Origin of the sequence: Pseudomonas sp. efr-133-TYG-5 (assembly GCF_030209175.1) — a bacterium.
Lineage (GTDB): Bacteria > Pseudomonadota > Gammaproteobacteria > Pseudomonadales > Pseudomonadaceae > Aquipseudomonas.
The window spans coordinates 135,374-149,034 of sequence record NZ_JARVSM010000010.1; the positions used below are offsets into that span (position 1 = coordinate 135,374).

At 61.2% G+C, this 13,661-nt stretch carries 14 protein-coding genes; 9 read left to right on the forward strand and 5 right to left on the reverse strand.

Annotated features, from left to right (window positions below):
• The first annotated feature begins 79 nt into the window (after positions 1–79).
• From zwf to QRN70_RS26765, 4 genes are all read left to right on the forward strand, one after another.
• Positions 80–1,546 (forward strand): glucose-6-phosphate dehydrogenase, encoded by a 1,467-nt coding sequence (gene zwf, locus QRN70_RS26750; protein WP_285420859.1) that lies wholly within the window; start codon positions 80–82, stop codon positions 1,544–1,546.
• Positions 1,533–2,246: a 6-phosphogluconolactonase gene (gene pgl, locus QRN70_RS26755; protein WP_285420860.1), complete on the forward strand. Its 714-nt coding sequence runs from the start codon at positions 1,533–1,535 to the stop codon at positions 2,244–2,246. The genes zwf and pgl overlap by 14 nt, the downstream gene beginning before the upstream one ends.
• Positions 2,247–2,263: 17 nt before the next feature.
• Positions 2,264–2,929, forward strand: coding sequence for a bifunctional 4-hydroxy-2-oxoglutarate aldolase/2-dehydro-3-deoxy-phosphogluconate aldolase (locus tag QRN70_RS26760; RefSeq protein WP_007969324.1), 666 nt, complete (start codon positions 2,264–2,266; stop codon positions 2,927–2,929).
• 287 nt (positions 2,930–3,216) lie between these two features.
• The gene (locus tag QRN70_RS26765) at positions 3,217–3,933 is read left to right on the forward strand and encodes an intradiol ring-cleavage dioxygenase (protein WP_285420861.1); all 717 of its coding nucleotides are present in this window, start codon (positions 3,217–3,219) and stop codon (positions 3,931–3,933) included.
• Positions 3,934–3,938: 5 nt separating this feature from the next.
• Here the strand turns inward: QRN70_RS26765 and QRN70_RS26770 are convergent, their stop codons facing one another.
• Together QRN70_RS26770 and QRN70_RS26775 are read right to left on the reverse strand one after the other, a co-directional pair.
• On the reverse strand, positions 3,939–5,120 hold the full coding sequence (locus QRN70_RS26770; protein WP_285420862.1) for an aminotransferase class V-fold PLP-dependent enzyme: 1,182 nt from the start codon (positions 5,118–5,120) through the stop codon (positions 3,939–3,941).
• Positions 5,121–5,144: 24 nt separating this feature from the next.
• Positions 5,145–5,381, reverse strand: coding sequence for a DUF3820 family protein (locus QRN70_RS26775; protein ID WP_025112833.1), 237 nt, complete (start codon positions 5,379–5,381; stop codon positions 5,145–5,147).
• Between the two features lie 204 nt (positions 5,382–5,585).
• On the opposite strand from QRN70_RS26775, the gene QRN70_RS26780 reads away from it, so the two are divergent.
• Complete coding sequence (locus tag QRN70_RS26780; RefSeq protein WP_285420863.1) at positions 5,586–6,053, forward strand: ferritin-like domain-containing protein; 468 nt, start codon at positions 5,586–5,588, stop codon at positions 6,051–6,053.
• Positions 6,054–6,195: 142 nt separating this feature from the next.
• Here the strand turns inward: QRN70_RS26780 and QRN70_RS26785 are convergent, their stop codons facing one another.
• Both QRN70_RS26785 and QRN70_RS26790 read right to left on the reverse strand, forming a co-directional pair.
• Positions 6,196–6,666 (reverse strand): MaoC family dehydratase, encoded by a 471-nt coding sequence (locus QRN70_RS26785; RefSeq protein WP_003227420.1) that lies wholly within the window; start codon positions 6,664–6,666, stop codon positions 6,196–6,198.
• Between the two features lie 42 nt (positions 6,667–6,708).
• Positions 6,709–7,653 carry an alpha/beta hydrolase gene (locus QRN70_RS26790; protein WP_285420864.1) on the reverse strand — a complete coding sequence of 315 codons (945 nt, stop codon included), beginning with the start codon at positions 7,651–7,653 and terminating at the stop codon, positions 6,709–6,711.
• 236 nt (positions 7,654–7,889) lie between these two features.
• On the opposite strand from QRN70_RS26790, the gene fadD2 reads away from it, so the two are divergent.
• Together fadD2 and fadD1 are read left to right on the forward strand one after the other, a co-directional pair.
• Positions 7,890–9,578: a long-chain-fatty-acid--CoA ligase FadD2 gene (fadD2, locus tag QRN70_RS26795; protein WP_285420865.1), complete on the forward strand. Its 1,689-nt coding sequence runs from the start codon at positions 7,890–7,892 to the stop codon at positions 9,576–9,578.
• Positions 9,579–9,921: 343 nt separating this feature from the next.
• Positions 9,922–11,619 (forward strand): long-chain-fatty-acid--CoA ligase FadD1, encoded by a 1,698-nt coding sequence (gene fadD1, locus QRN70_RS26800; protein WP_285420866.1) that lies wholly within the window; start codon positions 9,922–9,924, stop codon positions 11,617–11,619.
• Between the two features lie 144 nt (positions 11,620–11,763).
• Here the strand turns inward: fadD1 and QRN70_RS26805 are convergent, their stop codons facing one another.
• Entirely contained in the window at positions 11,764–12,141 is a 378-nt protein-coding gene (locus QRN70_RS26805) for a hypothetical protein (protein WP_285420867.1), read from the reverse strand.
• A 196-nt stretch (positions 12,142–12,337) separates the two neighbouring features.
• Between QRN70_RS26805 and QRN70_RS26810 the strand changes: the two genes are divergently transcribed.
• Both QRN70_RS26810 and QRN70_RS26815 read left to right on the forward strand, forming a co-directional pair.
• Positions 12,338–12,529 carry a CsbD family protein gene (locus tag QRN70_RS26810; protein WP_027612573.1) on the forward strand — a complete coding sequence of 64 codons (192 nt, stop codon included), beginning with the start codon at positions 12,338–12,340 and terminating at the stop codon, positions 12,527–12,529.
• A 180-nt stretch (positions 12,530–12,709) separates the two neighbouring features.
• Positions 12,710–13,660 carry a YihY/virulence factor BrkB family protein gene (locus QRN70_RS26815; protein ID WP_285420868.1) on the forward strand — a complete coding sequence of 317 codons (951 nt, stop codon included), beginning with the start codon at positions 12,710–12,712 and terminating at the stop codon, positions 13,658–13,660.
• Position 13,661: the final 1 nt, after the last annotated feature.

Here is a 13,661-nt window from a genome sequence, read left to right on the forward strand (position 1 = left end):
TGGTTATTACTACATTTTCCCTTGAGTGATGCCTTGAAAAAAGGTATTTGTAGCTTAACTTGATAAAAGAACAAACATCATGCCTTCGATTACGGTTGAACCGTGCACCTTTGCCTTGTTCGGCGCGTTGGGCGATCTGGCCCTGCGCAAGCTGTTTCCTGCCCTTTATCACCTCGATGGCGCCGGCCTGCTGCATGAGGACACGCGTGTCATCGCGCTGGCCCGTGAAGCCGGCACCGAGCAGCAGCACCTGGCATTCATTGCCGCCGAGCTGCGCCGCTACGTGGGCAAGGAGCTGGATGAGGCCGTGGCCGAGCGCTTCCTGGCGCGCCTGAGCTACCTGCACGTCGACTTCCTCAAGGCCGAAGATTACGTGGCGCTGGCCGAAGTCGCCGGCACCAGCCAACGCATGATTGCCTACTTCGCCACTCCGGCGGCGGTGTACGGGGCCATCTGCGAGAACCTGGCGAACGTCGGCCTGGCGGAAAACACCCGTGTCGTTCTCGAGAAACCGATCGGCTCCGATCTGGAATCCTCGCGCAAGGTCAACGACGCCGTGGCGCAGTTCTTCCCGGAGAACCGCACCTACCGCATCGACCACTACCTGGGCAAAGAGACGGTGCAGAACCTGATCGCCCTGCGTTTCGCCAACAGCCTGTTCGAAACCCAGTGGAACCAGAACTACATCTCCCACGTGGAAATCACCGTGGCCGAGAAGGTCGGCATCGAAGGCCGCTGGGGCTATTTTGACAAGGCCGGCCAACTGCGCGACATGATCCAGAACCATTTGCTGCAGTTGCTCTGCCTGATTGCCATGGACCCGCCGGCCGACCTGTCCGCCGACAGCATCCGTGACGAAAAGGTAAAAGTGCTCAAGGCCCTGGCGCCGATCAGCCCGGAAGGCCTGACCACGCAAGTGGTGCGTGGGCAGTACATCGCCGGGCACAGCGAAGGCAAGTCCGTACCGGGCTACCTCGAAGAACCGAATTCCAACACCCAGAGCGACACCGAAACCTTCGTTGCCCTGCGTGCCGACATCCGCAACTGGCGCTGGGCCGGCGTGCCGTTCTACCTGCGCACCGGCAAGCGCATGCCGCAGAAGCTGTCGCAGATCGTCATTCACTTCAAGGAGCCGTCGCACTACATCTTTGCGCCGGAACAACGCCTGCAGATCAGCAACAAACTGATCATCCGCCTGCAACCGGACGAAGGCATTTCCTTGCGCGTGATGACCAAGGAGCAGGGCCTGGACAAGGGCATGCAACTGCGCAGCGGTCCGTTGCAACTGAATTTTTCCGACACCTGGCGCAGCGCACGCATCCCCGATGCGTACGAGCGTCTGTTGCTGGAAGTGATGAACGGCAATCAGAACCTGTTTGTCCGTAAAGATGAAATCGAAGCCGCGTGGAAATGGTGTGACCAGCTAATCGCCGGGTGGAAGAAGTCCGGTGACGCGCCCAAGCCGTATGCGGCCGGGTCGTGGGGGCCGATGAGCTCCATTGCCTTGATCACGCGGGACGGGAGGTCGTGGTATGGCGATATCTGATGTGCAACTGCCCGCGGGCGTGAATGCCCACGAATTCAAGAGCCCGGTGTTGCTTGCCGAAGGCCTGGCGCTGAACGTGGCCAAGCAACTGAGCGAAGCCATCGCCGCACGCGGCAACGCGGTGCTGGTGGTGTCCGGCGGGCGCAGCCCGGTGGCGTTTTTCCAGCACCTGGCCAAGCAGGAACTGGACTGGTCGAAGGTCGTCGTGACCCTGGCCGATGAGCGCTGGGTGCCGGTCGAGCACGCGGACAGCAATGCCGGTCTGCTCAAGCAGTACCTGCTCAAAGGCCCGGCGGCGAAGGCGCAGTTCCTCAGCCTGTACAGCGCCGCGGCGAACGTCGAGCAGGCGGCCGAACACGCCGACCGGTTGCTTGCCGAACTGCCACCGATCGACGTGCTGGTGCTGGGCATGGGCGATGACGGTCACACCGCATCGCTGTTCCCCGACAGCCCGAACCTGAGTCAAGCGCTGCAGGCCGACGGTACGCGCCGTTGCTGGCCGATGCTGGCACCGAGTGTGCCACGGCAGCGGCTGACCATGAGCCGTGCCCTGCTGGCTTCGGCGCGGCACAAGATTCTGTCGATTTCCGGTCAGTCGAAACTGACCACCCTGAACGCCGCATTGGCCGTCGACGACGTCGCCCGCATGCCGGTGCGCGCGTTTCTGCAACCCACGTTAGAGATTTACTGGTGCCCATGAGCCAAGGAACAGCCGCTATGACAACCCCATCCCCGACCGTTTCCATGGCGGACAAAGTTGCCCTGATCGACAGCCTCTGCGCCAAGGCGCGGATCCTGCCGGTGATCACCATCGCCCGCGAACAGGACGTGCTGCCATTGGCCGACGCCCTGGCCGCCGGTGGCCTGACCGCGCTGGAAGTGACCCTGCGCTCGCAGTTCGGCCTCAAGGCGATCCAGATCCTGCGCGAACAGCGCCCGGAACTGGTGACCGGTGCCGGCACCGTGCTCGACCGCAACATGCTTGCCGCTGCCGAAGCGGCCGGCTCGCAGTTCATCGTCACCCCAGGCATCACCCGTGACCTGCTCGAAGCCAGCGTCGACAGCCCGATCCCACTGTTGCCGGGGATCAGCAATGCTTCCGGGATCATGGAAGGCTATGGCCTGGGCTATCGCCGCTTCAAGCTGTTCCCGGCGGAAGTCAGCGGCGGTGTGGCGGCGATCAAGGCCCTTGGCGGCCCGTTCGGTGAAGTGAAATTCTGCCCGACCGGCGGCGTCGGCCCGGCCAACATCAAGAGCTACATGGCGCTGAAAAACGTCATGTGCGTCGGCGGTAGCTGGATGCTCGATCCGGAGTGGATCAAGAACGGCGACTGGGCGCGTATCCAGGAATGCACCGCCGAGGCGTTGGCGCTGCTCGACTGATCCTGGGCAAATGATTGTTACCTGACACTTCGTTGTGTGTTCTACGGCTTTACGGTGCGCTTGGTCGGTGCACCGTTTTTTTTTGCCTGGAAAAAGTGCCGCGGCACAGGCGCGCGCGGGTGCCCCGCGGCGACCATCGCGCGTTGATAGACGGCACGGGCAACAGGGCGTAGGCAGCACCGGCGCCGGGACGGAATCGCGGCGGTTATCTGGCGATACATAGTTACCGCACCGGTCGCTGCGGGCGGCGCTAACCTGCGGTTTTCTTATGGAAGAGAGAACCCGACATGGATTACCCGTCTGCCCCTGCGCCGGTCTATCAACTGGCCCCCGAGCAATTCGCCGGGCCGTATTTCCGCAATCCGAAACTGCTGCGGCGCAATATCAGCGAAGGCGCCGAGGGCCTGCCGTTGCTGCTGCGCCTGACCATCGTCGATGCCATGACCGGTGAGCCGGTCAGCGGGGCGCTGGTGGATATCTGGCATTGCAACGCGCGCGGCGTCTACTCCGGCTGGAGCCGGATCAATCCGGACCAGCCGGTGGATGCCGGCGCCATCGGCTCGATCCCGCGTACCGACGACGACACCTATCTGCGCGGCGCGCAGTTCAGCGACCACCAGGGCCGGGTGCGCTTCACCAGCATTTATCCGGGGTTCTATGCCGGGCGCGCCTTGCACATTCATGTCGCGGTGCGGATCGTCGCCGGCGACGAGTACCTCGAAGAGCGCAACGTGGCCTGGGTTGGCCAGCTGTACTTTCCCGAGGCCATTTCGCGCGCGGTACTCAATACCAGGGCCTATCGCGGGCGCACCGCGACGCCGCTGGACAACGCTGCCGACTGCTACTACGCGACCATGGGCGGCGAGGCGTCTACCCTGAGCGTGTGGCCGGTCGGCCGGGAATCTGCCGAGGACGGTTTTTTCGGCCAGCTGACGATCGGCATCGACACCTTTGCGGTGTCGTCGCAGATCCGCCCCGAGGATTTCGACAAGTACACCGTGTAGGCGGCTCAGCGCAGCGCGTGCAAGGCATCGACCAGCCGCTGCATCTCCTGCGCCGTGGTGGTCAGCCCCGGCGTGATGCGGATGCAAGGCCCGCTGGCCATGCCACTGCGCACCACGGTGAACAGGTTGTATTCGCCGAGCAGGCGCTCGACCAGTGCCTGCTGGTCGGCATGGCGGCTGAAGCGCATGGCGGTAATGCCGCAATACAGGCGCGGGTCGTCCGGGGTCAGCACCTCGATGCCCGGCAGATTGCGCACTGCGCTGACCCACAGGTTGCGCAGGTAATTCAGCCGCGCGCCCTTGGCCGCCGCACCACCCAGTGCGCGGTGTTCCTCGAACACCAGTGGCAGGGTCATCAGCGCCGGAATGTTCGGCGTGCTGTACGGCGTGCGCGAGCGGATGTCGTTGTGGGCGAAATGCATCTCGCCCATGTCCGGGTCGATGTCGGCCAGGCGCTGCGGGGCGATGTAGAGGAAGCCCAAGGTCAGCGGCGAGCCGATCCATTTGTGCAGGTTGTAGGCGGCGAAGGTGATGCCCAGCGCCTCCAGGTCGAATTCGAGCTGGCCCAGCGCATGCGCACCGTCGAGGATGATGTCGACGTCATGTTCCTTGGCCAGCGCGGCAATCGCCTGCACCGGCATCACCAGGCCGCTGCGATGGGTGACGTGGGTCAGGGCCATCAGCTTGAGCCGGGGATGGCGTACGAACACCTCGCGGTAGCTCGCCAGCAGGCTGTCGAAACTCGCCGGGTGGAGGTGTTCGATCTCGATCACTTCGACTCCGCGGGCCCGGGCCAGCCAGCGCATGGCGCCTTTGACGGTGTCGTATTCCAGGTCACTGATCAGCACCTGGTCGCCGGGCTGCAGGCGGTTGTAGTTGCGGATCAGTGCTTGCAGGCCGGCGGTGGCGTTGTGGGTGAAGGCGACACTTTGCGCGCGCACGCCGATCAGTTCGGCCAGTTGCGCGCGGATCTCGGGGCAGTCGTCCTGTTCGAAACGCTGGCGCACGTACACCGAGTTGCTGTTGTTGATCAGCTCGATATTGCGCTGGTACTCCTCGACCACAGTGCGCGACATGCGCCCGAAATAGCCGTTTTCCAGGTTGACGGGGCCAGGTTGCAGGTCGTAACGGTCGGCGAAGGTTTGCCAGAAGGCTTCGTCACGGGCGCGGCGGGTGTTGTCGGGCATGGTCGACTCGAATCAGGGTGGCCGTCAGTGGCGTGGGGCGGGTTTGCCGTGTTTGGCGCGCAGCGGTTCCAGCAGATCCGACAGGCCGTTGTGATCGATTTCGTGCATCAGTGCCAGCAGGCCACCGAGTTCACCGTGGGGAAAACCTTCGCGGGCGAACCAGTTCAGGTAGGGCCCAGGGAGGTCGGCGATGATCCGCCCTTTGTATTTGCCGAAGGGCATCTCGCGGGTGATCAGCAGTTCGAGCTTTTCGGGATTCATTGCGGGTTCGTCTGGTGTGAAATCATTCTGGAAAATACAGGCATTCTGCATGCAGGCCAAATGACAGATCATGCAAATAACCGTGATACAGATAGTTCAAAGATATTTAAGTTATTGAAAAATAAGAATTTAATTTTCTTTTGAAAGCTGGCACGCACACTGCAATAACCCTTGCATCTTCAACCGACCGCAAGGAATTGAAAAATGACCGACGTTAATAAAGAAGCCATCTCTGTACTCAACGACCTGATCGAAACCTGCAAGGACGGCCAGGAAGGGTTCAAGACTTGCGCTGAAGACATCAAGCATCCGGAACTCAAGACTCTGTTCGTGACCCGTTCTGCCGATTGCGCAACTGCCGCCGCTGAACTGCAGGCTGAAGTGCGTAAGCTGGGTGGTGATCCGGAAACCTCGACCAGCGTCAGCGGTGACCTGCACCGTCGCTGGGTCGACGTCAAAGCCATGTTCACCGGCAAGGACGAAGAAGCTGTGCTCAACGAAGCCGAGCGCGGTGAAGACCACGCCCTGAAGGCGTATCGCGAAGCCCTCGAGAAAATCAACAAGCACAATCTGGTCGGCATTCGTGACCTGGTTGAGCGTCAGTACCACGGCGTACAACGCAACCACGACCAGGTCAAAGCCCTGCGTAACCAGGCGCGCGCGCGTTCGTAAGCGTTCGCCGGTTACAAAAAACGCCAGCGAGTCTGGCGTTTTTTTATGGGCGAAGGAAAAGCCAAAAGCCCGCAGCCTTGGCCAGCGCCTGCCTTGGAATATGTTTCCCGGCGGGAACTGCCGAAGGCGGCGAGCGTTTCAATCAGCCGATGCTGATCGCCGGCAAAGTCGGCAGGGTGACGGTCTGCTGCTTGCGTGGCGCGAGGATTTCCGCCTCGCCGTCCACCACCAGCTCATCACGCTGGTTGAACACGCGGGTGGCAATGCGCACGCGGAATTTCGGCAGTTTCTCGAGGATTTCCAGGCGCACTGTCAGGGTGTCGCCGATCTTCACCGGTTTCTGGAAGCTCATCTGCTGACCGATGTAGATGGTGCCCGGTCCAGGCAACTCGCAGGCAACCGCCGCGCTGATCAGCGCGCCACTGAACATGCCGTGGGCGATGCGCTCCTTGAACATGCTGGCGGCGGCGAACTCGGCGTCCAGGTGCACCGGGTTGTGGTCGCCGGACATTGCCGCGAACAGTTGGATGTCGCGCTCTTCGACGGTCTTGCTGTAGCTGGCGGTCTGGCCCACTTCGAGGGCTTCGTAAGGGATGTTGGTAACCTGGGTCATCGGTTTCGATTCCTGTGCTGGATCACATCGATCCATGAAAAGTTATTCGCTGCGGTGAGGCCGGCGGTGGCTCAGGGCCTGGTCGATCCAGGCCAGCACATCGGCGCTCACTTCGTCGCGGTTGCTCTCGTTGAACAATTCGTGCCGCGCCTGCGGGTAGATCTTCAGTTGCAGGTTCTGGCTGCCGCCGGCGCGCAAGGCGTTGGCCAGATCAGTCAGACGCTTGCTCTCACTCACCGGATCACATTCGCCGCCGATCACCAGCAACGGCAGGCCCGGATCGATCTGGGCGAGATTGGACGCTTTGCTGATTTGCTGCAAGCCGCCGAGCAGGTCGATCCACAGTTGATTGGTGCAGCGAAAGCCGCACAGCGGATCGGCGACGTACTTGTCGACTTCCGCCGGATCGCGGCTAAGCCAGTCGAATGGCGTGCGCACCGGTTTGAATGTGTTGTTGAACGAGCCGAACGACAGCCATTCGATCAGGGCGCTGCGACCCTTGCCGCCCTGGCGCAGTTTTTCCAGGCGGGCGATCTGGCGTGCCGCGCGATACAGGGCGATCGGCTGGAAGTTCGAACCGCTGAGGATCGCGCCGTGCAGGCTGGCGCTGTGATGCAGCAGATAGGCCTGGGCCAGGTAGCTGCCCATGCTGTGCCCGAGCAGCACGATCGGCACGTTCGGATGACGCTGGCCGATGCGCTGGTTGAGGCTGGCCAGATCACCGACCACCTTGCACCAGCCATCGTCATCGGCGAAATGCCCGAGGGTGCCGTTTTCCGCGGTGCGGCCATGCCCACGCAAGTCCGGGGCATACACGCCATAGCCTTGCTCGCACAGGGTCTGTGCCAGTCGCGCGTAGCGGCCGCTGTGCTCGGCCATGCCGTGCGCCAGCAGAATCACCGCTTTCATCGGCGTGCCGGGCAACCACTGGTTGACGAACAGGCGGCTGCGGTCACTCGCGTCCAGCCAGAAGGTGTCGTGGATCATGGCGCTTCCTTTTGCTGCATGGGCTCATGGACGTTGCATCTTATAGCGTGTCCGATCAGCCCACGCCACGGCAGGAAGATTCACACGATCAATGACGATGCCGGCCATATTTGCCTGATTGACCATAGCTGCTAGTGTCCGTGAAGCTCCGCTTTTCGCATTCGGCCCTCTGAAGGATCAGACACAAATGACCGAAAAGCGGCCCCGGATCGGCTCAGGTAAAGAGGACAAGAACAATGCAACCTGATTTCTGGAATGACAAACGCCCGGCGGGCGTACCCCTGGACATCGACGTGAACGAGTTCAAGTCGGTGATCGAGGTGTTCGAGCGTTCCTGCAAGAAATTCGCTGACCGCCCGGCGTTCAGCAACATGGGCGTGACCCTGACCTACGCTGAGCTGGAGCGTTACAGCGCCGCTTTCGCCGGTTATCTGCAAGCCCACACCGATCTGGTGCCGGGGGATCGCATTGCGGTGCAGATGCCCAACGTCCTGCATTACCCGATTGCCGTGTTCGGCGCGCTGCGCGCCGGACTGATCGTGGTCAACACCAACCCGTTGTATACCGCGCGGGAAATGCGCCACCAGTTCAAGGATTCCGGGGCCCGGGCGCTGGTGTACCTGAACCTGTTCGGGCAGAAAGTCCAGGAAGTGCTGGCCGATACCGACCTGCAGTACCTGATCGAAGCGAAGATGGGCGACCTGATGCCTACCGCCAAGGGCTGGCTGGTCAATACCCTGGTCAGCAAAGTGAAGAAAATGGTGCCGGCCTATTCGCTGCCCCAGGCGATCTCCTTCAAAAGCGCGTTGCGCCTGGGCCGGGGCCTGGGCATCAAGCCGCTGAAAGCCGGCCTCGACGATATCGCGGTGCTGCAATACACCGGCGGCACCACCGGCCTGGCCAAGGGCGCGATGCTCACCCACGGCAACCTGGTGGCGAACATGCAGCAGGTGCGCGCCTGTCTCGGCCAGTTCGGCAGCGATGGCCAGCCGTTGTTGCGCGAGGGCCAGGAGGTGATGATCGCGCCACTGCCGCTGTACCACATCTATGCCTTCACCGCGAATTGCATGTGCATGATGGTGTCCGGCAATCACAACGTGCTGATTACCAACCCGCGGGACATCGGCGGCTTCATCAAGGAACTGAAAAACTGGCGCTTCTCGGCGCTGCTGGGGCTCAACACGCTGTTCGTCGCGCTGATGGACCACCCGGACTTCAAGACCCTGGATTTCTCCACCCTGAAGCTCACCAACTCCGGTGGCACCGCCCTGGTCAAGGCGACGGCCGAGCGCTGGGAGCAACTCACCGGTTGCCGCATCACCGAGGGCTACGGCCTGACCGAAACCTCGCCGGTGGCCTGCACCAACCCTTATGGCGAGCTGTCGCGGATCGGCACGGTCGGCCTGCCGGTGCCGGGCACGCAACTGAAAGTCATCAACGATGACGGCGTCGAGCAGCCGCCGGGCGAGCGCGGCGAGCTGTGCATCAAGGGCCCGCAGATCATGAAGGGTTACTGGCACAAACCCGAGGCCACCGCCGAGGTGCTGGATGCCGACGGCTGGTTCAAGTCCGGCGACATCGCGGTGATCGATCCGGACGGCTTCGTGCGCATCGTCGACCGCAAGAAAGACATGATCATCGTCTCCGGGTTCAACGTGTACCCCAACGAGATCGAAGACGTGGTGATGGCTCACCCGAAAGTCGCCAACTGCGCGGTGATCGGCGTGCCGGACGAGCGTTCCGGCGAGGCGGTGAAACTGTTTGTGGTGGCGCGCGAGACCGGGGTCAGCCTGGAAGAGCTCAAGGCCTACTGCAAAGAGAATTTCACCGCCTACAAAGTGCCGAAGCACATCGTTCTGCGTGAGTCATTGCCGATGACGCCTGTCGGCAAGATTCTGCGGCGGGAATTGCGCGATATCGCCTGAACAGGCAAAAGCGAAAAGATCGCCGCCTTCGCCATCGCCTGCAGAGCTTATTAGCCTGCAAGCGCTGGCGAAGGCGGCGATCTTTTGCGTTGAAGGCCCGGAAAATCGGGACTTTCGAGGATTATAGGATTTTTGCTCTAAAATGACTGCCAGCAGTTCTTGAGTCATGGAAGTGACTGTAGGGGCCGCTTTTGGCTCTAGTCGACCCTTGGCAAAGCTGCTACTCTCGGCGCGCTTTGTGACTTCTCGGCCTTGTAAAAAGCCAGACTCACCAATAAACAAACACCAATAATAATCGCATCAAATGCGGTGCTGAATTCGCGTTGCTGAGGAGTGGGCTTCCATGATCGAAGACTTTTGGAAGGATAAGTACCCCGCTGGTATTGCTGCCGACATCAATCCAGACGAGTACCCGAATATTCAGGCAGTGTTGAAGCAATCCTGCCAACGCTTCGCCGACAAACCGGCGTTCAGCAACCTGGGCAAGACCATCACCTACGGTGAACTGTACGAACTGTCCGGTGCCTTTGCCGCTTATCTGCAACAGCATACCGATTTGCAGCCCGGTGATCGAATCGCCGTGCAACTGCCCAACGTGTTGCAGTACCCGGTCGCCGTCTTCGGTGCCATTCGCGCCGGGCTGATCGTGGTCAACACCAACCCGCTGTACACCGCGCGGGAAATGGAACACCAATTCAACGACTCCGGTGCCAAGGCCCTGGTCTGCCTGGCGAACATGGCGCACCTGGCTGAAGCGGTGGTGCCGAAAACCGGCGTCAAGCATGTCATCGTCACCGAGGTCGCCGACCTGTTGCCGCCGCTCAAGCGCCTGCTGATCAACAGCGTCATCAAGTACGTGAAGAAGATGGTGCCGGCCTATCACCTGCCCAAGGCCGTCAAGTTCAACGACGTGCTGAGCAAGGGCCAGGGCCAGCCTGTGGCCGAAGCCAACCCGCACAGCGGCGATGTCGCGGTGCTGCAATACACCGGCGGCACCACCGGCGTGGCCAAGGGGGCGATGCTCACGCACCGCAACCTCGTCGCCAACATGCTGCAATGCAAGGCGCTGATGGGCTCCAACCTCAATGAAGGTTGCGAGATTCTGATCACGCCGCTGCCGCTGTACCACATCTATGCCTTCACCTTTCATTGCATGGCGATGATGCTGATCGGCAACCACAACATCCTCATCAGCAACCCGCGCGACCTGCCGGCGATGGTCAAGGAACTGTCGAAGTGGAAGTTCAGCGGCTTCGTCGGTCTCAACACCCTGTTCGTCGCCCTGTGCAACAACGAAGGGTTCCGCAAGCTGGATTTCTCGGCGCTGAAAGTCACCCTGTCCGGTGGCATGGCCCTGCAGCTGGCGGCGGCCGAGCGCTGGAAAGCGGTGACCGGCTGCGCCATCTGCGAAGGTTACGGCATGACCGAAACCAGTCCGGTGGCCACGGTCAACCCGATTCAGAACATCCAGGTTGGCACCATCGGCATTCCGGTGCCGTCGACCTTGTGCAAAGTCATTGACGATGCCGGCGTCGAGCAGCCGCTGGGTGAAATCGGCGAACTGTGCGTCAAGGGCCCGCAGGTGATGAAGGGCTACTGGCAGCGCCAGGAAGCCACCGACGAAATGCTCGACAGCGAAGGCTGGCTGAAAACCGGTGATATCGCGCTGATCCAGCCGGACGGCTACATGCGCATCGTCGATCGCAAGAAAGACATGATCCTGGTCTCCGGTTTCAACGTGTATCCCAATGAGCTGGAAGACGTGCTGGCGACCCTGCCGGGCGTGCTGCAGTGTGCGGCCATCGGCGTGCCGGACGAGAAGTCGGGCGAGGCGATCAAGATTTTCATCGTCGCCAAACCGGGCGTGACCTTGACCAAGGAGCAGGTGATGGAGCACATGCGCGCCAACGTCACCGGCTACAAGGTGCCGCGCTCGGTGGAGTTCCGCGATGCGCTGCCGACCACCAACGTCGGCAAGATCCTGCGCCGCGAGCTGCGTGACGAAGAGCTGAAGAAGATCAAGGCGAAGAACGCCGCGTAAAACCAGAAAGCCCCGCAGATGCGGGGCTTTTTGTTGGCGTGGAACATGATCGTTCCCACACTCTGCGTGCTGACGCATCCCGGGACGCGGAGCGTCCGGGGCGGAATTCCCACACGTAGCGGGGGAACGATCAGCGTAGAAGTCTTACTGACGGAACGGCGCAAAGTTGACGTTGGTGCCCGCCGGACGCATGTCCTGCAGGTACGAATCCTTGTCCGCGCTCAGCTCCAGGCTCAGGGCGGCCTTGCGCTTGCCTTCGTTGCGGATCACCAGGCCTTCGAGTTTTTCGCGCAGGAACACGGTCGGCACCTTCAGGTGCAGCAGCTCATCGGTGGCCGGGGTGTGCATCAACAGGTGAATCCACTCGTACTGACCGACCGCCAGGCGCGACACCGGCAGGTCGAACCACCAGATATTGCGGTTGCGGTTCAGTTCGGCGAAGTGGCAGTTGTTGACGCCGAGCACGGCACCGCCCAGTTCCTGGTTTCTACGGGCAATGGCCTGCTTTTTATCGAGTTTCATAACGTTCCTGCGGGATCTGATCTTCAGCGCTGCGCGCCCATATACCGGGCATTCTCGGGGGTTGGCCGGCAAACATAAAGCCCAACGTGTCGGTAGCGACGAAATCGCCCTGAAAATAAATGAAACTTGGCGCAAACCCGGCCAGTCAATCATTACGTACTGACTTTTCCCCGTTAATGCACCAAGGAGAAACACCATGAGTAGCACAGGCGATAAAGTAAAAGGCATGGCCAACGAAGCAGTCGGCAACGTCAAGCAAGGCGTCGGCAAGGCTACCGACAACACCAAGCTGCAAGCCGAGGGCAAGCTGCAGGAGAAAAAAGGCGAGGCCCAGCAAGCCGTGGGCAAAGCCAAGGACGCGATCAAGAAAGGCGTCGACAAGGCTTGATCCAGCCTTGAACGAAACACAGAAGCGGCCATCCAAGGATGGCCGTTTTTGTATGTCGTTTACCTGCAGTCACGCATTCCAGTGTTTCAAAGTCGCCGACAACTAGGCTACTTTGAGCAGAGACAAACGGCCCCTGAGTCGCCACGACTTCAACCTGTTCTGCGGCGAAAGGAGACGCGAATGATTTTTCCGGACATGAAAGGTCTGCCCCTGCACCGAGTGATGGTGCGTACGATCACCGAATTCGTCGACGACGAAATGTCGACTTATGCCTCGGCACTGGCCTACCAGATGCTGTTCTCGCTGTTCCCGTTCATTCTGTTCCTGATTGCCCTGATCGGCTTCCTGCATCTGCCGGACTTCTTCTCCTGGCTGCGCCTGCAATCGGAGCTGGTGTTGCCGCCCCAGGCGCTGGAGCAGGTCAACCCGGTGATCGATCAGTTGCAGCAATCCAAGGGTGGCCTGCTCTCGGTCGGTATCGTCATCGCCCTGTACACCGCGTCGGCCGGCGTGCGCCTGATGATGAGCGCAATGAACGCCGCCTACGACGTGGTCGAAGGGCGCCCGGTGTGGAAGCGTTTCCCGCTCTCTGTCATCTACACCGTCGGCATCGCCGGCATGTTGCTGGTGGCCGCCGCACTGATGGTGCTCGGGCCGCAGGTGATGGGCTGGATTGCCGCGCAGGTGGGCCTCGAGGAAGTCATCGTCACGGTGTGGACGATCGCCCGCTGGCCGGTGATCGTGATCCTGATGATGGTCGCCGTGGCGTTGATCTACTACGTCATGCCGGACGTCAAGCAGGAGTTCCGCTTCATCACCCCGGGCTCGGTGCTGGCGGTCGTGGTATGGATCATCGCCTCGCTGGGTTTCGCCTTTTACGTCAAGACATTCGCCAACTACAACGCCATGTATGGCAGCATCGGGGCGATCATCGTGCTGCTGCTGTATTTCTACATTTCTTCCGCCGTGCTGTTGCTCGGCGCGGAAATGAACGCGGTGATCGAACACATGTCCAGCGAGGGCAAGGATCCGGGCGAGAAAGTCCCCGGCGAGACCGCTGAACAGCCCAAACAACATGTTTCCGGACTTGGCCGCGATCACTCGCTCAAGCCGAACACTGACGAAGCCTGAT